The organism is Bradyrhizobium diazoefficiens (assembly GCF_016612535.1).
GTDB classification, from domain to species: domain Bacteria; phylum Pseudomonadota; class Alphaproteobacteria; order Rhizobiales; family Xanthobacteraceae; genus Bradyrhizobium; species Bradyrhizobium diazoefficiens_C.
On sequence record NZ_JAENXS010000003.1, the window covers coordinates 36,301 to 55,081 of the forward strand.

Annotated in this window: 17 protein-coding genes; 9 read left to right on the forward strand and 8 right to left on the reverse strand. The window is 62.1% G+C overall.

All coding sequences use genetic code 11. The features are described from left to right. The first annotated feature begins 61 nt into the window (after positions 1–61). The 3 genes from pseI to JJE66_RS31345 are packed head-to-tail and all read left to right on the forward strand — an operon-like array spanning position 62 to position 3,504. The gene (pseI, locus tag JJE66_RS31335) at positions 62–1,174 is read left to right on the forward strand and encodes a pseudaminic acid synthase (RefSeq protein ID WP_200519075.1); all 1,113 of its coding nucleotides are present in this window, start codon (positions 62–64) and stop codon (positions 1,172–1,174) included. Beyond that, positions 1,167–2,567: a surface carbohydrate biosynthesis protein gene (locus JJE66_RS31340; protein ID WP_200519077.1), complete on the forward strand. Its 1,401-nt coding sequence runs from the start codon at positions 1,167–1,169 to the stop codon at positions 2,565–2,567. Before pseI ends, JJE66_RS31340 begins: the two co-directional genes overlap by 8 nt. A gap of 13 nt (positions 2,568–2,580) precedes the next feature. Next, complete coding sequence (locus JJE66_RS31345) at positions 2,581–3,504, forward strand: bifunctional 2-polyprenyl-6-hydroxyphenol methylase/3-demethylubiquinol 3-O-methyltransferase UbiG (RefSeq protein WP_200519079.1); 924 nt, start codon at positions 2,581–2,583, stop codon at positions 3,502–3,504. A 54-nt stretch (positions 3,505–3,558) separates the two neighbouring features. On the opposite strand, the gene JJE66_RS31350 is transcribed toward JJE66_RS31345, so the two are convergent. From JJE66_RS31350 to JJE66_RS31360, 3 genes are read right to left on the reverse strand one after another with little or no spacing between them, the layout of a single operon-like run. Further along, a complete protein-coding gene (locus tag JJE66_RS31350) occupies positions 3,559–4,506 on the reverse strand; it encodes an ATP-grasp domain-containing protein (RefSeq protein WP_246756727.1) in 948 nt (315 codons plus the stop codon). Positions 4,507–4,512: 6 nt separating this feature from the next. Beyond that, positions 4,513–5,235 (reverse strand): metallophosphoesterase, encoded by a 723-nt coding sequence (locus JJE66_RS31355; protein ID WP_200519081.1) that lies wholly within the window; start codon positions 5,233–5,235, stop codon positions 4,513–4,515. Beyond that, on the reverse strand, positions 5,232–5,927 hold the full coding sequence (locus JJE66_RS31360; protein ID WP_200519089.1) for an SDR family NAD(P)-dependent oxidoreductase: 696 nt from the start codon (positions 5,925–5,927) through the stop codon (positions 5,232–5,234). Before JJE66_RS31360 ends, JJE66_RS31355 begins: the two co-directional genes overlap by 4 nt. 454 nt (positions 5,928–6,381) lie before the next feature. Between JJE66_RS31360 and JJE66_RS31365 the strand changes: the two genes are divergently transcribed. The 6 genes from JJE66_RS31365 to JJE66_RS31390 all read left to right on the forward strand — a co-directional run bounded on the left by JJE66_RS31365 (position 6,382) and on the right by JJE66_RS31390 (position 12,719). Then, positions 6,382–7,890, forward strand: a complete 1,509-nt coding sequence (locus JJE66_RS31365; RefSeq protein WP_200519097.1) for an oligosaccharide flippase family protein — start codon at positions 6,382–6,384, stop codon at positions 7,888–7,890. A gap of 186 nt (positions 7,891–8,076) precedes the next feature. Next, on the forward strand, positions 8,077–8,931 hold the full coding sequence (locus JJE66_RS31370; RefSeq protein WP_311980052.1) for a hypothetical protein: 855 nt from the start codon (positions 8,077–8,079) through the stop codon (positions 8,929–8,931). Positions 8,932–8,967: 36 nt separating this feature from the next. Next, positions 8,968–9,834, forward strand: a complete 867-nt coding sequence (locus tag JJE66_RS31375; protein WP_200520156.1) for a class I SAM-dependent methyltransferase — start codon at positions 8,968–8,970, stop codon at positions 9,832–9,834. Positions 9,835–9,883: 49 nt separating this feature from the next. Beyond that, positions 9,884–11,317, forward strand: a complete 1,434-nt coding sequence (locus JJE66_RS31380) for a DUF6418 domain-containing protein (protein WP_200519101.1) — start codon at positions 9,884–9,886, stop codon at positions 11,315–11,317. A 44-nt stretch (positions 11,318–11,361) separates the two neighbouring features. Next, positions 11,362–12,162, forward strand: a complete 801-nt coding sequence (locus tag JJE66_RS31385) for a hypothetical protein (protein WP_200519103.1) — start codon at positions 11,362–11,364, stop codon at positions 12,160–12,162. A gap of 29 nt (positions 12,163–12,191) precedes the next feature. Further along, positions 12,192–12,719, forward strand: a complete 528-nt coding sequence (locus JJE66_RS31390; RefSeq protein WP_200519105.1) for an HAD family hydrolase — start codon at positions 12,192–12,194, stop codon at positions 12,717–12,719. On the opposite strand, the gene pseF is transcribed toward JJE66_RS31390, so the two are convergent. The 5 genes from pseF to JJE66_RS31415 all read right to left on the reverse strand — a co-directional run bounded on the left by pseF (position 12,716) and on the right by JJE66_RS31415 (position 18,742). After that, positions 12,716–13,405: a pseudaminic acid cytidylyltransferase gene (gene pseF / locus JJE66_RS31395; RefSeq protein WP_200519114.1), complete on the reverse strand. Its 690-nt coding sequence runs from the start codon at positions 13,403–13,405 to the stop codon at positions 12,716–12,718. The genes JJE66_RS31390 and pseF overlap by 4 nt on opposite strands. Next, positions 13,402–14,583, reverse strand: a complete 1,182-nt coding sequence (pseC, locus tag JJE66_RS31400) for a UDP-4-amino-4,6-dideoxy-N-acetyl-beta-L-altrosamine transaminase (RefSeq protein WP_200519122.1) — start codon at positions 14,581–14,583, stop codon at positions 13,402–13,404. Before pseC ends, pseF begins: the two co-directional genes overlap by 4 nt. After that, positions 14,580–15,581: a UDP-N-acetylglucosamine 4,6-dehydratase (inverting) gene (gene pseB, locus JJE66_RS31405; protein ID WP_200519131.1), complete on the reverse strand. Its 1,002-nt coding sequence runs from the start codon at positions 15,579–15,581 to the stop codon at positions 14,580–14,582. The genes pseC and pseB overlap by 4 nt, the downstream gene beginning before the upstream one ends. Positions 15,582–15,701: 120 nt before the next feature. Further along, on the reverse strand, positions 15,702–17,954 hold the full coding sequence (locus JJE66_RS31410) for an N-acetylneuraminate synthase family protein (protein ID WP_200519133.1): 2,253 nt from the start codon (positions 17,952–17,954) through the stop codon (positions 15,702–15,704). Next, positions 17,951–18,742, reverse strand: coding sequence for a cytidylyltransferase domain-containing protein (locus tag JJE66_RS31415; protein WP_246756730.1), 792 nt, complete (start codon positions 18,740–18,742; stop codon positions 17,951–17,953). The genes JJE66_RS31410 and JJE66_RS31415 overlap by 4 nt, the downstream gene beginning before the upstream one ends. Positions 18,743–18,781 lie beyond the last annotated feature (39 nt).

Below are 18,781 nucleotides of genomic sequence, written 5' to 3' on the forward strand. Positions count from 1 at the left end.
TTCAGCGGTTTGAGCCGGCGAGCGGACGGCCTTCCGGTCGGCGGACGACGAGGAGCAATCGATGAGTGACACGATCAGGATCGCGGGCCGCGCGATTGGACAGGCACACCAGCCGTTCATCATCGCGGAGATGTCCGGGAACCACAACCAGTCGCTGGACAGGGCGCTTGCGATCGTTGACGCAGCAGCAAAGTCGGGCGCACATGCGCTCAAGCTTCAGACCTACACCGCCGACACCATGACGCTGGATCTTGCGAGCGACGAGTTCGTGATCGACGATCCGAACAGTCTGTGGACCGGACGCGCGCTGCACAATCTCTACCAGGAGGCTTATACCCCCTGGGAATGGCACGCCCCGATCTTCGAGCGAGCGCGTTCGCACGGCATGATTGCGTTCTCGACGCCGTTCGACGCCACCGCCGTCGACTTTCTCGAGAGCCTCGATGTTCCCAGCTACAAGATCGCCTCGTTCGAGAATACCGACCTGCCGCTCATTCGCAAAGTCGCCGCGACCGGCAAGCCGATGATCATCTCGACCGGCATGGCGAGCGCGGCCGAGATCGACGACGCGGTTCGAACGGCGCGGGCTGGCGGCTGCGAGCAGCTCGTGCTGCTCAAATGCACCAGCACCTATCCGTCCTCGCCGTCGGACACCAATCTCTTGACGATACCGCATATGCGGGCGCTGTTCGGTTGCGAAGTGGGGCTGTCAGACCACACATTCGGCATCGGCGCCTCGGTCGCGAGCGTCGCGCTCGGTGCAAGCGTGATCGAGAAGCATTTTACGCTTGCTCGCGCCGATGGCGGCGTGGATTCGACGTTCTCGATGGAGCCGGACGAGATGGCCGCGCTCGTGGTCGAGACGGAGCGGGCATGGCAGGCGCTTGGCCGGGTGCAGTACGAATTGACCGAGAAGGAGCGCAAGTCGCTGACGTTCCGCCGTTCACTCTATGTGACGGAGGATCTCGCCGCCGGTGACGTACTGAGCGAGGAGAACCTGCGCATCATCCGGCCCGGCCTCGGGCTGCCGCCGAAGTATTTCGACACCCTGATCGGCAAGCGCGTCGGCCGCATTGTTCGCCGCGGCACGCCAATGAGCTGGGACCTTCTGACATCCGTCGGCGATGCGTTTGCCGAGCCACGACCGGCCGCGTCGAGGAACGCCCGTGCCTGACCAGCCGCACGTCTGCCTGATCGTCGACAATCCGCTGCGCGACCTCGAGGGTTTGGTCCTGCTCGGGCGGGAACTCGCGACGCGAGGCGTGAAGGTCACGCTCGTTCCCATGTATGAACAGGGATTCGATGTTCCGGCGCTGCAACCCGATCTGGTGTTGGTCAACTACACGCGACCGAACAATGCCGACCTGATCAAGCGCTACAAGCGGGCAGGCATCCTGGTCGGCGTCCTGGATACTGAAGGCATTGGTGGCAACAATGCCGACGAATTTGCCAGGCTGGTCAAGAACGCGGGCTCTCCCGATCTGCTCGACCTGTACTGCGTCTGGGGACAGGCGCAACGGGCTGCCTTCCTCAAGCATGGGACCGTGCCTGCGCATATCCTACATGCGACCGGCTGTCCTCGGTACGATTTTTGTGCGGGGCCGTGGCGCGCGGCACTGCCCAAGCCGTCGGTCAGTGCGGGCTATGTGCTCCTCAACACGAATTTTCCAAGCGTCAATCCGCGTTTTTCAAGGGGCCCGGATGATGAGATCGAGACGATCGTCAACGCTGGCTTTGCCAGAGACTACGCAAATCAGGTCATTGTCGAAGCCAGGCATGCCTATCAATCGACCCTCGAGATGTCGATGAAGCTAGCCGAGCATTTCCCCGACGTGCATTTCGTGCTGCGTCCTCATCCGTTTGAAAGCATCAAGTCTTACGATGCATTGGCCGCCTATCCGAATTTCGAGGTGCGACAGGAAGGCACGTCGATCGAATGGATCAATGGGGCGCGCCTGCTGATTCACCAGAACTGCTCGACGGCAATTGAAGCCACGATGCTGAATGTCGAGCCGCTGAGCATGGAGTGGTTCAATACGCCGGCCTTGCGTGTTCAGGCCGCTGCACAAGTCAGCCGGCCGGTCGCATCGGAGGCCGATCTGATCGCGCTGGTGAAAGAGGGAGTGGGGATGCGGCTGCCCTCTGTCGCCGAGGAAACCGCGCAATTTCGCCGCCAGATCATCAGCGATCTTTTTACGGCCGTCGACGGCAAGAGCTCGATCCGAGTCGCCGATGTTATCCTCGAGACCATCGCGGCGGCGCGTGGCAAGGTGCGTTCCCGCACCTTGCCACGGCCCTCGCTCCGCGGCCGTGCGATTGCCATGGCCCGGACCGCGCTTGGCTACAGGACGAGCTCAGCCCTGCGTCGCAGATTTGGCTCGGCGGAGATAGAGGGGCGTCGCCTTGCCAAGACCTTCGCAGAGGCGATGATCGGTGCCGTGCTCAGCAGGATAGATGCTGCTTCCGTGGATGGGCGGCGATTTTCCGTCCGCAAGGTCGTTGGCGATACGCGCCGGATGGCCAGGGCTGTGAGCGGCGCCAGTCTGCAATTGACGGAAGCGAGCTGACCCCGGGAGCGGAATGTTGCTGCTCCACAACCTCATGTCACTTGATCTCTCTCGCGGACAGCCAATGCAGAAATATCGATGCGTCCCTTCCGTGTATGGTCACTCGGCCGAGCCGATGCCGACCGTCGAGGAGATCGAGAAGCACTATCGCGAGTCCTACTACCAGGACCCGACCGGGCAATACAGCAAGTCGTATGAGCGCGTGGAGCTCGACTATTTCTACGATCGGGCGAACGTCGCGCTCGATTTCGCCGCGCTCCATGGCGTGGCCAAGGGAAATGCGATCGATCTCGGATGCGGGGAGGGGTTCTTCCTGAAGGCGGCACAGAACCGCGGCTTCAACGTTTTCGGCGTGGATCACTCGCTGGTCGGCATCGAGCGGCAGAACCGCGATCTGATCGACAGCCATCCGGGTCGCTTTTTAGCCGGCGACATCGGATCCACGCGTCATTTCGAAGGCGTTACGTTCGATCTGGTTTATTGCAAGAACGTCATTGAGCACGTCATCGATCCGGACGGCATCATGGCGCGCATTGCGTCGTACCTCGCTCCCGGAGGTTTGGCGATCATCGAAGTTCCAAACGATTTCTCGGAGCTCCATTCGACCATATTTGGCGACGCCAGCAAGGAAGAGCTTTCCATCTTCATACCGCCCGTGCACCTGCATTACTTCACGACGAAAACGCTTCCCGAGCTTGGCAGGCGCAACGGGTTTTCAGTCCTTGACTGCTTCGGTGACTACCCCATTGACCATCTTTTGATGGAAGATGCCTTCAACTACTACAAGGATAAAAAGCTCGGTCGCTCGGCGCATTCCTTGCGGCGAAAGTTCTTCCGTTATGCGCGTAGCGTCGACGTTGATGCCAGGATCGGCTTGTTCAGGTCGATATTCATGGCGGGATTGGGCAGAGACATCTGTATTGTGGTGCGACGGTAAATCGGCGGGCGGCCGGGGCGCGTCGCGATCCGCGGGTTCCGGGTGGCGCGAATGTCAGCCGATGACGACTTCATCGGCGTAACGATACATCCTTATGCCGGGAGAGGGCGCGCGATAGGTGCCGATGGGCAGTCCTCGCGTCTCCTGCAACGACCAGATGAAGTCATGAAAGCCCAGCGTGTGACGAAAGCGCACAGTGCTCGAAAAACGTGGATTGATCTCGAACACCTTCGGGCCGTCGGCCGTTAGCCGCAGCTGCACGTTGATCGAGCCGTTGAGGTCAAGCGCGTCGGCTATTCCATCCAGCAGCGAACTGAATGGTGCGCTGTCGGCAACCACGGCTGCACTGGTGGCCGAGTCCTGCAGCCGCCGGCGAAGGGCGATCATGCGCGTTTCACCGGTGCGGGCGCGGTACAGACCGCAGGTATATTCCTGATCCTCGGGCAACAACAATTGCTGCCACAGATCGTCGGCCCGCATTAGGCTTGCGAGTTTGACTTCCTCCTCCGTCGTGACGACCCGCAGATCCTTGCCGCCCTGGCCACGCCGGCGCTTGAGGATGCATGGCAAGGCCAGCGGCGGCGCCTCCGCGACGATGCGAGTCCAGGGCACCCCGAGCTTGTGCGCAGCAAGCCGGCTGAACGTCGCATATTTGTCGAGACCCGTTTCGACCGCGAGCCGGTTTGCAGCGATGACCGGCACGCCGGCGAACGTGCCGAGGTGCCCGGCCTCGAGCAGCACGGTGATTTCCGCTTCCGACATCGGGACGATCACGTCGACGCCGTGCGCCTTGACTACGCGTTCGAGCACTTCGAGGTATGCGCCGTCGTCTGCGCGGGGGACCAGTTCGCACACGTCGAAGAAGACGGAACCCGGATGATCGGCATGGATGTCACAGCCGATCAGGCGACAGGCTGCGCCCGCTTCTCGCGCAATGCGGGCCAGCGCCAGCGCGATATCGCCGCCGCATCCTGTTATCAGCATCGTGTCGTAGATCATCATGCAGTCTCAGGCTGTTCGGGCGACCGTGGGGTTGCCGCGTTCGAGAACGTTCGCGAGATAGGGCAGGTGCCCGTCGCGTCGCCGCGCCTCTTCAACGAGTGCACGTGTATCATAGGGGGTTCGTTCCAGCACAACGACACCCGTGTCGGTATCGATGCGGCACCAGCACGCAAATCCGCCGCGATCACGTGCCTGACCCACCGAGCCGGGATTGAGCAGCAGCGGACGATCTCCGGCAGCAAGCATGGGATAATGAGTGTGTCCCATCAGCACGAGATCGGCCCCGGCTACACGGCAAGCTTCCAGCGTAGCGGCATTTGCGTCGGGATAGACGTATTCATCGGGATCACGTGGCGAACCATGGCACAGCTCCAGCGCCATCCCGCCGAGGTGAACGCTCGCCCGGTCGGGCAGGCTGATCAACCAATCGATATCCTGCGGCTCGAGGGTCGTCGCGGCCAGATCCAGCGCGCTGCCATACTTTTGGCGGTACGCCTGCATGGATCCGTCGTCCTTGAGGGCGTCGGCGAGCAGTCGCTCGTGATTGCCCCGGATCGCAACGAAGGGCCACTCTCTTAATTGTTCGAGCACCTCGCGCGCGTCGTAGTAGTAGCCGACGAGATCGCCGAGCACGATCAGCTGCTCAACGCCTTTCTTGCGCACCTCGACAAGGGTCGCGCGCAGAGCCTCGGCATTACCATGGATGTCCGAGAGCACAGCGATCTTCATAGCAGACCGGCTCGCGCGAGAATCTCGCGGGCAACATCGCGAGGAAGTCGAAGCTTGGCATCAGTCTCGAAGCTCGCAAACATTTGCCGTACTGGCAGAGCCCGATCGTCAGCGCCGCGCAGCGTCGTTTGCATGTCGGTGTCGAGGACACCCGGATCGATATGCTCGACGGCGACGTCGGGTCGTTCGGCGGCCAGGCAATCGAGCATCATCGCGGCTGCGGCCTTGCTGGCGCAGTATGCGGCGAGTCCCGGCAGCGGACGGCGCGCTGCACCCGTGCTGATGTTGAGAATGCGCAACCGTGCTCCATGCGTGCCGACCGTCGCGAGCAGCTTGCGCGCAAGAATCGCCGGGGCGAGAGCATTGATCGCGAACGCCGTTGCGAGCGATGCGGAGTTGATGGTGTCGAGCGTGCCGACGGGTTCAACCACGCCGGCATTGCTGATCAGGACGATTTCATCGGCGGTCTGTGGCAACACGCCGGCGAGGTCGATTTGCTCCAGGCTCGGTAGCTCGGATAAATCGGCTGCCACGAACCCGCAGGCGTTCCTGGCTGCGGCCGCCTCGTGACGCGGATCGATGCGCCGGCCCAGCGCGATCGGTCTCGCGTTGGTCGCAACAAGAAGATCGAGCAACTCAAAGCCGAGTCCGCGTGAGACACCGGTGACAATGATAGCGCGCTGTGGATTCATGCGGGCCTCCTTCGCACATTCCCCCGTCTGCTGTCGACACGAGCCGCTTTGAACGTCGCGATGCCCATGCCGGGCGTATGGCCTCGGTCATCCCAGCTTTGGCGGTTAAGAGCTGTTCGAGCGGTGAGTAATTGAGGTGTCTGAATACCTCTAAAAGCCAAGAGAGCCAGAGCGATCGGCGGGGGGAAATTCGTCAATAGCCACAAAGTGATAGCTGTCGGTGAAAGCTCGATCGCCGCCTGTTTATCTCCGGCAGGTGCCGGTAAAGCGTGACTCACTTTGGGCGCATGCTAACTAGCCGTTGTGAATCACCCGCTGGCGAGGCGACCGATCCGTGCCTTCGAAATTCCTGGATAACACTGCTGTTTCCGCCGTCTCCCGTCGTGTTGCCGGCGCATCAGGATTGTTTGCCCTCGGCTGCGCGGGGCGATTGCTGACCGGGGCGGACTGATCCGTGCTGCGCCGGTTCCTGCACAACACCGCGATCTCTGCCGTCGCCTTCGGCCTCGCAGGCGTGCTGGGACTGTTTTCTGTCGGACTGATCGCGAAGTTCTACGGTCTTACGGTGCTCGGCCTCATTGCGCTGTCGCGCGCGTTTTTGCCGAGCGGCTTTCTGGCGCTGATCGACTTCGGCGTGTCCGAGACCACGACGCAGATGGTTGCGCGCGGGCGGCTCGGCGATTGGGCGGCGGCGAGCGAGCGCGTCTCCTTCCTGACCATGGTGGCTGCCGTGACCGGTCTGGTATCGAGCGTGGTGATGTGGTTTGGCGCGCCCGCGCTCGCGGTGATATTCAAGGTCGCACCGGAAGAGGGGCCTGCCTTCGTCTCGATCCTGAAGGTCACTGCGATGATCACCCCGCTCGCCTTCATCGGCCTAATCATGGAAGGCGCGCTGAAGGGGTTCGAGGAATATGGCTGGCTGCGCATGACCGAAGTCGGCGGCAGCCTGCTCTATGTCGCGGCGATCTATCTTGCGGTCTGGAACGAGCTCTCCTTCGAGTGGATTGCCTACGCCTATCTCGCGACCGTGGTCGTCAAATATCTCATGCTGGCGCTCATCGTCGCGATCGCCGCGCGCCGCTCCAAGCTCCGCTTCAGCTCATGGAGCCCCGAGACGCGTTACGATCTCGTGTATCGGGGCTGGCTGATGTTCAATGCCCGCATCGGCGGCGTGCTGCAGCAGATCATCATTCCGCTCGCCATCGGCGCGATGTACGGTCCGGCTCAGGTCGGCGCCTACGATCTGCTGATGCGCTTGCCGCGCTTTCTGAAGGCGGTGCTCAGCCCGCTGTTCTCCGCGATCCTGCCCATTTCGGCACATCTCGACGAGCAGACGGACGTTCGGCGGCTGAAGATTCTGGGGCGCAACAGCTTCGTGCTGCCGGCTGCGATCGTGGTTCCGATCCTGGTGTTGATCGCGCTCTACTCGGAAGAAATCCTGACGGTGTGGGTCGGACCGCAAAGCGCCGAGCAATGGCCATGGCTCGCGCTCGCATTGGTCGTCCCGGCCGCCAACGCCATGATCAATGCAGGGCAGACAGCGCTGATGGTGCGGGCCGACTTCATGCGCTTTGCCAATCGATTCCTGTACTCGCAAGTGCTGGTGCAATACGCCGTGACCGCGCTGACGCTGCATTGGTTCCAGGACCGCGCCTTCATTCTCGGTTGGGTGGTCTCCTATGTCACGTTGACGCCTGTGCTCGCGCACCGCATCTTCAAGCTGATGGCCCTGCCGCGGCGGCTGTTCTGGCAGCATGTCGCGCGCCAGCTGCTCGTCGCAGTGATCCTCACCGTCCTGGTCCTGCTGTACAAGACGTATTTGACGCCTGCGACGCTGTCCGCGTTGATCGTCGCCGGTGCGATCGGTTGCATCGCAGCGTGGGCGCTGAGCCTAACGTTGATTCTGTCCCCCAGCGATCGCGCCATGTTCGGCAAATTTGCCCGCGCGATGACGCCTCGATAGGCGACAGGACGCCATCCGACGTCTCGGCGTCGTCGGGTTCCGGCTGGACACTCTGCGGTTGCTCGCTTTGGGGGGATTTGCTAATGGCAACCGTCCGATCATCCCTTGGGAACAAGGGATTAGAAGGACAATTCCGGCACGATTCGGTGGGGCAGCATGGGGTTGATGTCGAGAGCTATTTGGCACGTGAACCGGTCTCCCCTGCGGTGGGCCGTCAAGGCTGGCGTCAATACCTGGCATTTGAACGAGAAGCGCGAGCGGCGCCGACAGGCGCAGCTGCTGACCGTGACCTCCGCCCAACGCGCCAAGGCCGACGATTTGAACCGGAACGGTTATGCCATCGTCACCGATTTGATCGATTCGAAAATCCAGGAGCAGATCGCGGCGGCCGGCCAGGTCAGGCTTCAAAACATCGAAGCTGCAGAAGCAGGACAGAGCTCGACCTGGAAGAAGTTCTGGGTGCGACTTTTGGATGCGGAGATGAAGGACGGCCAGCTCAGCGCCGACAACGTCTTCGTCCGGTACGCGCTGCAAGCCCCCGTCATCAACGTTATCTCGGCAGCGCTCGGGGAGATTCCCTGGCTCGACTACGTTCTGCTGTCCTATTCGCGCTATACCGGCGAGGAGCTCGCCTCGTCGCAGCTCTGGCATCGCGATCATGACGACGTGCGCGTCATCAAGTTCTTCAGCTATCTGACCGACGTCGAAGAAGATGCCGATGGTCCCTTCACCTTCCTGCCGAAGCAGGCGACCGACAAGTTCGGCTATCCGCTGTTGTCCAGCCACTTCCCCGACGAGCAGGTCTTCAGCAAGGTGCCGCGCAGCGACATCAAGGTCATGAAGGCGCCGCGCCTGGCCGCGTTCATGGTCGACACCACCAAGTGCCTGCACATGGGAAGCCGGATGGGACCGGGTCACGGCCGGTTGCTCTACACCGCGACCTTCTTCTGTTTCCCCCGCATGGCCCCAAAGCAGGCCAAGCGCCCCTTCTTTGCAACGCCGGAGACGACAGAGCTGCAAAGGCTCGTCATGGGCCTTTGATGCGCCATCGTTCCGGTTGCTGAAGGAGAATTGCGGATGCTCACGCCTGTAGCGACGCCGGTGGCGCCTTTCGAGCTGGCTCGCGCCTCTGCTGTGGACATTGCGCGGAGTGTGGGCCGGATTGCGTTCAAGAACATCCGCCGCACTCGGAACGTCGTCGATGCCGAATACAATTCCGGACAGTGGGGGCGGATCCTTTCCGAGCGTAGCTGGTTGCAGGAGCCGACGCTGGAGAGCTTCCTGATCGGACAGGATGACCACGAGCGGATGGCCAAGGTCGACGGGCAGATCGTTCGGATCAAGGCGCGCGAGTACTATCGCTATCGGCTTGGGGCGCTCGCCAAACTGGTGTCAGATCAAGCAGGTGAGGCGACTTCGGTCCTCGAGCTCGGCGCCGGTTACGGGTACAATCTGTTTGCCTTGAGCAGCGATCCGCGATGGAGCAGCCTGCGCGGCCTCGACATTGCCCCGAATGGCATTGAAGCCGGCCGGCAGATCGCAAGTCACTACGGGCTCCAGGATCGCGTCACATTCGATCGCATCGACCTCACCGACGCTGCCGATCCGCGCCTGCCGGAACTGTCCGGCGCGACGATCCTCACCTACTTCTGCATTGAGCAGATCCCTTACGCGGTGGAAGCGGTCGTGGATCACATCCTGAGCGCGCGACCGGCGCGCGTGATCAATATCGAACCGGCGGTCGATATGCTGACGCTTACCGATCCGCGTGATGTTGCGAGTCGCATCTACATTCGGTCCATGGATTATCAGACGCAGCTGTTCGCGTTGCTCGATCAATTGGAGACTCAGAAGCGGGTCCGCGTCCTCAGCAGGCAGCGCATGGGCTTTGCACCGAGTTTGCACAATGACGGGCTCCTCTATGTCTGGGAGCCCGTGGTCTAGTAACACCGGGCGCGTCGTCTCCCCGAAGTGCCCGGGCTGAGGACAAGGTATGACAGTCCCTTGGTGGACCTTTGACGCATTGCTCCCCCAGTTGTTGAATGTCGTCGCCGCGGCATACATCCTGGTGCTGATCGCCCGGATCGCGATCGGTCGCCCAGGATTGGCGATGATCGCCTTCCTGCCATTTTTTTCGGCGGTCTGGAGGCTGACCTCCGTCTTCTACATCGACGCATTCGGGCCGGTGCCGTCGGAGCAATTGGGGCAATACATTGGCTCCGGCTTCGCAATACTGCCTCTCGTGGTCTGCCTGGGCCTGTTCATCGGAGCGCTTCTGGTTTCATTCCGTCCGCAGCGTTTGCAAAGGCTGGCCTTTGAACCTCGCAGCAGCCTCGCGGCGATTGTGCCCGGCGGTCGCTTTGAGCTCTCCAATGTCGCGTTCTGGGTCGTTTTGGCTTATGTGCTGGGACTCTGGATCGAATTGCGGATACGCGGTCCGATACCTCTGTTTGCCGGCATCGAGCGGTTTGACTACACGCGAGACTATGGCGGTCCCCTGCATCTCCGGCTGATTGAGTGGGGCCCAATGCTGGCTTTTCAGCTCGGCTTGTTCATGATCTTACCGGCGATACGTGGCGGTCGGTTCGACTTGCGGTTTGCGGCGTTGCTCGGCGCTCTCTTGATTTATCTCTTCACGGTTGGGCATCGATTCTCCTCGTTCTTTTCCTACACGTCGTTCTTCATCATTCCGCTTGGCGCCTTGCTGATCGGGAGGCGCGCGAAAGGGGTGGCAGCAGGCAATCTGGAACGACCCATGCGCTACCTGATTTTTGCGGCGGTCGCACTTGTTGTTCTGACCGCTATGGCGCTGGTTCATTCCTACGTGGTCGTTCGCGCCTCTGAAATCGGTCAGTTGCAGTTCAAGCTTACGCAGCGCATTCTCGTCCAGCAGGGGGAAATGTGGTGGGCCACCTATGAACGCGTCTTCGTCCAAGGCGACTGGAATGGCTCATTCGCCCTATTCAAATTGCTCGTGGACCCGTTTAATCCGGCGTCGAATTCGACGATGCAATTCCTCATGGAGCAGGCGCTTCCGCTCAGCCGCGCACATGAGTTGATTGCGAACGGACAGACCTACACCGGGGGATGGCCCGAAGTGCTGTTTGAAATCGGGGGTCCTGTCGGCGGATTCTTCCTTGTCGCGGCTTCGGCCATCCTGTTTGCCGAGTTCATGTTCTTGCTGACGCGCTGTATTCTCGAAGAGCGTTATGCCACCTGCTTCTTTCTGACGCCGATATTGTATGCAATTGAGGTCATGGCCGTCTCGGGAATGCTGAATTCCTTCATCCAGCTCACCTTCATGGCGAAATTGGCGGCCGCGGGTCTCGTTTACGTCATGGAGGACGGATGGCGCGCAAGCCGCTTGGCATTGCCGTCGAACTCAACTAGTGCAACGGGGCTTACGCGAGAGGACGCCACAACATGAACGATACGTCGGCTTCCATCTCGAGCGTTGCCTATGTCGGCGGGATGCTTGGCTATCTCGGGCGGTCTGTTCGCGCCAAGCTGTTCCTGATCGTCGTTGGCGCGCTGATCTCGATGCTGGTCGTGTTTCTTGCGGATTGGATGCGTGCACCGGTCTATCTCGCGGAAGGGATGATCCGGCTTGGCCGCATCGATGGTACGGACGTCATGCCGATGCCCGGGACCGCCATTCACATGAATTCGGCGCCCTTCAGGCGCCGCGTCGCGGAGGCCATCGGAGACAAGGGCGACGGAGGGATCGCTGATTTCAGTGTGCGGCCGGAAACACCCGAGCTCGCGTTGGTGAGTGTGAGCGGCCCCAACGAGCAGCACGTAACCGAGGCATTGCAGGCGATCGTGCGGACCTTGAACACAGACCAGGAGAAGCTTCGCAGCCCGTTTCTCAAAGAACTCAATATCCAGATGGCAATGACCGATACCAATATCGCCAGTTTGATGAAAGTGCGAGAGACGCTGGTGACAACCGATCCGACCGCGTCGGCGACGCCAGGCGATGTTGCCTCGCTGGCGCTGCGGCGATCGTGGCTGCTCGAGCTGTCCACGCGAAACGAAGAGAAGCTGGCGGCTGCCATCGACGAGCGGCGTGCGCTCGCCGCGCGGATGGGCCCTTCCAAGACCTTTCCGGCGATGCTGAATGACGACGCGACGGTCAAGCAGATTTCGCCGCAGCCGGTTCGCCACGCGTTGTTCGGCGGTGCGATCGCGTTGCTGGCGCTGGTGCTCTACGCCATGATGAGCGGGCCGAAGCTGGCCCGCCCGTCAGTATCCGCAACGGCCTCGACGTGAGCTTTTCCGCGGGCATCGCGCACGCAGGGATGGCAAGACCCGACAAACTGCCGCGCCCGGCGGTGTTCTTCGATCGCGACGGCGTGCTCAATGTCGACAAGGGCTACGTCTACAAGATCGACGATTTCGAATGGGTCGCCGGTGCGCGCGAAGCCATCAGGCTCTGCAACGATCTCGGTTACTACACCTTCGTGGTCACCAACCAGTCGGGCGTCGCGCGCGGCTATTACGGCGTTGACGACATCCATCGGCTGCACGACTGGATGAGCGGCGAACTTGCCGCAATCGGCGCCCATATCGACGAGTTCCAGTACGGTCCCTATCACGAGGAGGGCACGGTTGAGGCGTATCGACGCGCCAGCGACCGGCGAAAGCCTGCGCCCGGCATGATCCTTGACTACCTGAAGGCCTGGCCGGTGCAGATCGAGGGCAGCGTGCTCGTCGGCGACAGGGCTCGCGATATCGAAGCTGCGGCTGCTGCGGGAATACACGGACATCTGTTCGAGGGAGGCGATCTCGATGCGTTCCTCCGTCCGCTGCTCGCCGCCCGGAGCTAGCGCCGGTTGATCGCGCGGAACATGTATTCCGCCTGTTCCCAATCCTCGATCGTATCGATGTCCTGCACGAGGTGCCGCGGCAGCACGATCCCGATGGAGCGCTCGGAGAACACCGGGACGTCCTCCAGAAACGCCGCGGCGGTGCCCCAGTAGAACTGGCCCGCGTCGTGATAGGCCGGCTCGAGGTCCTGAGAGCGCGTCATGCGATGCTCGGGGTGGAAGGGATCGACGCGCCCAGCCGACGTCATGCGCAGGGCGCGCTGGATCGGAAAAGCGTAGCTCGTCACCGAAAACACGAAGGCGGCGTTGGATGCCGCGAGGGCGGCGTAGCCGTCGCGCAGGAAAGTCGCCTGGATCAGCGGTGCCGTCGCATAGATGCAGCAGGCATGCGTGACGTCGTGACCGCGTTCGATGAACCAGCCGATGGCATGCTTGACGACCGCATTGGTGCCGGTGTGATCGTCCGAGATCTCTGCGGGCCGGACGAACGGCGCCGTCGCACCGAGCTGGCGGGCCGCCTCGGCGATCTCGTCGTCGTCCGTGGAGACGACGACGTCGTCAAACAGTCCGCTCGCCTGCGCGGCCTCGATCGAATAGGCGATGATGGGTTTGCCGCAGAACGAGCGGATGTTCTTGCGCGGAATGCGCTTGCTGCCACCACGCGCTGGGATGACAGCAATCCTCATGCGAGGATCTTCGTGAGCGCCGCGACGACGGTGTCCTGCTCGGCATCCGTCATTTTCGAGAACAGCGGCAGCGTGATCGCGTCCTGGTAGTAGCTCTCGGCCTCCGGGAACATGCCGACCTTGAAGCCCAAGCGCTGATAATAGGGTTGGGTATGAACCGGGATGTAATGGACGTTGACGCCGATGCCGGCGGCGCGCAGCGCCTCGAACACCTGGCGCCGGCTGAGCTTGATCTCGTTGCGCCGCAGCCGGATCACATAGAGATGCCAGGCCGAATTGGTGTCCGGATGCTGCCACGGACAGGTCACCGGCAGCTTTGCCAGCAATTTTTCATAACGTGCGGCGAGCTCACGCCGGCGCGCGACGAACGCATCGAGCCGGGCGAGCTGGCTGTTGCCGAGCGCGGCCTGGATGTCCGTCATGCGATAGTTCAGCCCGAGCTCGATCTGTTCGTACATCCACGGACCGTGCCGGTCCTCGTTGGAGCGCTGCTCGTCGGCTTGCGCCGGCGATTGTATCGGGCGAACGATGCCGTGCGTACGCAGATAAGACAGCCGCTCGGCGAGCTTCGGCGCGTTGGTCAGCAGCATGCCGCCTTCGCCCGTCGTGATGATCTTGACGGGATGGAAGCTGAAAATGGCGACGTCACTGAGGCTGCCATCGCCGATCTTGCGGCCGCGGTAGTCGCCGCCGACGGCATGGGACGCGTCCTCGATGAGGTGGAAGCGGTAACGGTCCGCGAGCGCGCGGATATCGCCCATCTCGCAGGATTGCCCAGCGAAATGTACGGGGATAACCACTTTCGGGAGACGGCCCGCGGCTTCCGCCTTGGCGAGCTTCCCGGCCAATGCCGTGACGCTCATATTGTAGGTGCGCGGATCGATGTCGACGAAGTCGACGCTGGCGCCGCAATAGAGCGCGCAATTGGCCGAGGCCACGAATGTATTCGGCACCGTCCACAGGATGTCGCCCGGCCCAAGGTCGAGCGCAAGGCAGGCGATGTGGAGTGCTGCGGTGGCGTTCGATACGGCAATGCCGTGGGCGGCGCCGCAATATTTCGCCAGCGCCTGCTCGAAGCGGGGACCTGCCTGTCCCTGGGTCAGCCAGTCCGAGGTCAGGACATCCTTGACCGCGTCGATATCTTCAGCGGAGATATCCTGGCGCCCGTAAGGGATCATTGGACCGCAATCTTGTTGAACTCTCTGATCGCTGCCACGTCGAGGAAGTGATCGTTCCGGCCGGAATTATACTCGAAGCCGTCGGACACGGCCTCACCCTGTTCGCCGATCTGATTGGTGATGTAGTCGACGTCGCGGCGGAAGAACTTGATCGTGGGCTTGATCACGAAGTGATCGTGGAACTTCAGGGTCAGATGCGAATCGTCGGTCGGGCACATGACCTCGTGGAGCTTCTCGCCCGGCCGAATGCCGATCACACGGGTCGGCAGGTTCGGTGCCATCGCAGCCGCAAGGTCGGGGATGCGAACAGACGGGATCATCGGCACGAAGATTTCGCCGCCCGACATGCGCTCGAAACTCTTGATCACGAAGTCCACGCCCTGTTGCAGCGTGATCCAGAACCGCGTCATGCGCGGGTCGGTGATCGGCAGGCGATCGGCGCCTTCCGCGATCAGCTTGTTGAACAGGGGCACGATCGATCCGCGCGAGCCGACCACATTGCCGTAACGTACCACGCCGAATGCGGTGCGGTGCCCACCGGCCATATTGTTGGCGGCAATGAACAGCTTGTCGGAGGCGAGCTTGGTCGCGCCGTAGAGGTTGATCGGTTGGGCCGCCTTGTCGGTCGACAGGGCAATGACCTTCTCGACGTTGGCCTCGAGCGCAGCCTGGATCACGTTCTCCGCGCCATGGATGTTGGTCTTGATGCACTCCATGGGATTGTATTCGGCAGCTGGAACCTGCTTCAGCGCCGCGGCGTGGATCACGAAGTCGATCCCCTTCATGGCGGTGCGCAGACGTTCGCCATCGCGAACGTCACCGATGAAGTAGCGCATCTCCGGCTGGTCGAACTCCTGCTGCATCTCGTACTGCTTCAGCTCGTCGCGCGAATAGACCACCACGCGGCGCGCCTTGAAGTTTTTCAGGAGGCCGCCGACGAACTTCTTGCCGAACGAGCCCGTGCCTCCGGTGATCAGTACAGACCTTTGGTCAAACATGGGCGTTTTCAGCAACTTGCGATGATGTCGGGGGAATGGCGGCTGTTACCATAGGCGCTCCGGGCAGTCCATGGTCAAATCGGCCGGCGACCTCGAGCTTGAGCGGGCGCGATATCCGTTTCATCGATCCTCGAACGCCGCGAGCCGTTGTAGCGCGACCCGAAAGCCCTCGCCGTCGTTCTCGTGTCCCTGCCAGATTTCCGGAATGAAGGATGCCTGCGGGGCCTGCCTGTTCAGAACCCGGAACACGTTGCCGAAATCGATCTCGCCTTCGCCGATCTGCAGGCCTTCGCCGTCGACGCCACGGGCGTCGCCCATATGGATATGGGCGACGAACGTGCCGATCTCTTCCATGAACTCGTCGAACGACCATCTGTTTTCGGTGCAGGCGAGCTGGGAATGCGAGGTGTCGAAGCAGATGCGGACACCGAGCTCGCGGCAGCTGCGCGCGATGTCGTCGCTCGAGACGAACAGGTTATGATAGCGCTGGCCGCCGAAATGCCAGGGGTAGGGCGGCATGGTCTGCGGCCAGAGCTCGACTGCGGGATCGGCGAGCTCGCGGACGCTGGCGCGCAGATGCGCCTCGCGGACCGCCCGTTCCTCCGCGGTCAGGAAGCGCGTCGATGAGAAGCCGCCAACGTTGCAGATGATTCCGACCGGCCCGTCATTCCTGAAGCGCTGCGCCAGCACCTTGGTCTTGGCGATGACGCGCTTCATCTCCGCGATCGAGCGCGTGCGATAGTCGTCGTCCGGTATCGTCAGGTCGAGCACATGGTCGCCCTCGAACAGCTCCGGCGCGTGCACGACCAAGCCGCACGGATAACTGTCGGCAAGGAAGTCGGCATCCTTGATGCCGAGGTCGCGATAGCTCAGGTGAAACTCGACGAAGTCAGGATTGATGACCGCGATCAGCTTGTCGGCGTCGCGATGGCGCACCGGAACGCCCCAGGGGCGCTTGAACTGGATTTGACCTCCGGCGGTGATCTCACCGAGCTCCGAGATGTCGGATGGATAGAGCGGCGTCTGCGCCGGGATTGCGCGCGGCGCCTTCAGCCCGATCACCTCGTCGATGCGGTTGGGCGACAGTCCCTGGCCCGGGCTGCGGATTTCGATCATCTCGCGTGTGATCGTCACGCCCGCTTCGATGGCGTTAACGGCGAAGATCGATTTGCCGAGGCTGATGCGGTTGGCCTTCTCGCCCTGGCTGAGGATGCGGGGCAGGGCATTGCCGAGGGAGTCCTCGACCTGGCGCACGCCTTCGACCATGCGCTTGAATTCATGCGGCAGCAGGCTGACCTTGTGGTCGTTGCCTTCCTGATCTCGCGCCAGGGTAAAATGCTTCTCGATCAGGCGCCCGCCCATCGCTACCGCCGCGACCGACACGAAGACGTCGCGCTCGTGCCCGGAATATCCGACCACGCACTCGCACAGCTCCTGGAGGCGCTGCATGTATTTCAGGTTGAGGTCGCGGAACGGTGCCGGATAGGTCGAGTTGCAATGGAGCATGACGTATTCCGCACCCGACGTCTGCAACAGCTTCACGGTCTCGCGAATCTCGTCCTCGGTCGACATACCGGTCGAGCAGATGATCGGGATCTTCTGGTCGACGATGTGCCGGAGCAGTTCGTGATTGGTAAGGTCGGCGGACGCGGTCTTGATCGCCTTCAATCCGTAAGCACGGCATTTATCCGCGCTGTTGACGTCGAAGGCGGTGCAGAGCGGCTCCATTCCGAGCGAGGCCGAATAGTCGAAGCAGCGATAGAGGTCCTCGTCGCTGAGCTGGAAGCGGTCGAGCAGGTCGAGCACGTATTCGGTGCCGAGGTCCTCGCTCTGTCCCTTCGCCCGCTTGCCGTAGAGGCCGGACATGTCGCGCATCTGGAATTTGGCGGCGTCGGCGCCTGCCTCCGCCGCCGCCTTGATCAGGGCGAAGGCGGCTTCCAGGCTGCCATTGTGGTTGTTGCCGATCTCCGCGATCAGGAAGGTCGGATTCTCTTCCGCGATGGTGCGGCCGCCGATCCTGATGCCCTCGCCGGGATGACGCTGGCGGGCGACGCCGACGACGTGCCGCTCGGCGTCGACCAGCGGCACGTAGAGCACATCGCGCAGCAGGCGGTTGGCGGTCTCGCGGTCGCCGGCGACGGCGCTGCGGACGCGGCGGTTGCAGAGGTCGCTGACGGCGGCCTGCACACCCGAGGCGGCGCCTGCGCCGATCCAGCGAATGATGTCGCCGTTCGAGAGACTGCCGAGCAGCCGGCCGCTGCCGTCGACGCAGAACACGATCTCGCGCCTGTTCGCCGCGACTTTGCTCGCTGCCTCCTGGATGGAGGCATCCTCGTGCACGAGGTAGCTCTGAAGGTCTCTGTCGATGATCATCTTGCGATGTTCCTGCGGAACGCGGCTTCGAGCGTTTCCCAATCGGAGAGCTCGTCGAGCTCGATGCTCGCGCTCTCATCCATCTCGTAGACGGCGACCTTGCCGTGAAGCCGCGCACTACCGCCGCGCAGCCGATCCACGGCCGAAATGTAGAACGCGCCGTTCTCCATCAGTGTGCCGTCCCATTGCTGGCGCAGCGGACGCCTGGCCGGATCGTAATTGATCGGCGTACCGTCGTCATGCCAGAAGAAGCGCCGCGTCCTGACGCAAGTGACGAGCGAGTCCGCGTTGCTCGCCATCAGTTGGGAGATGGCTTGCGAAACGTCATGGCGAGTGGTCTGGGGGCTCGTGACCTGCGCGGTGATCAGATATTTTTCCGTGATGTCGCAGGACGCGATCAGGTCGTAGATCGCCTCTTCGGTCGTGGAGTTGTCCGCGGCCAGATGCGCAGGACGGGGGTGGACGAGGATCCGGGCGTCGATTGACCTTACGATGGTCGCGATCTCCTCGCTGTCGGTCGACACGAACACCCGCTGGATCAACTCGCAGTCGAGGAGGGCCCGAAGCGTCCATGCACAAAGGGGCTTGCCGCAGAACGGTTTGATGTTCTTGCCGGGGATGGATTTCGAGCCACCGCGCAGCGGAACCACCGCGGCAATGCTCGGCTTGCCAAGTGGGGCGCTCATGGAATCAATGCCAGTTGACCGGTCGGAAACCGGGCGTTTTTGGAGCCCTTGATACTCAGGGGGAGTCGCCCGGCCAGTTTTGCCATGGGCAGGGCATAACATCGGGGCCTGCTCCGAAGCAAGGCGGACACCCCCGCGCGA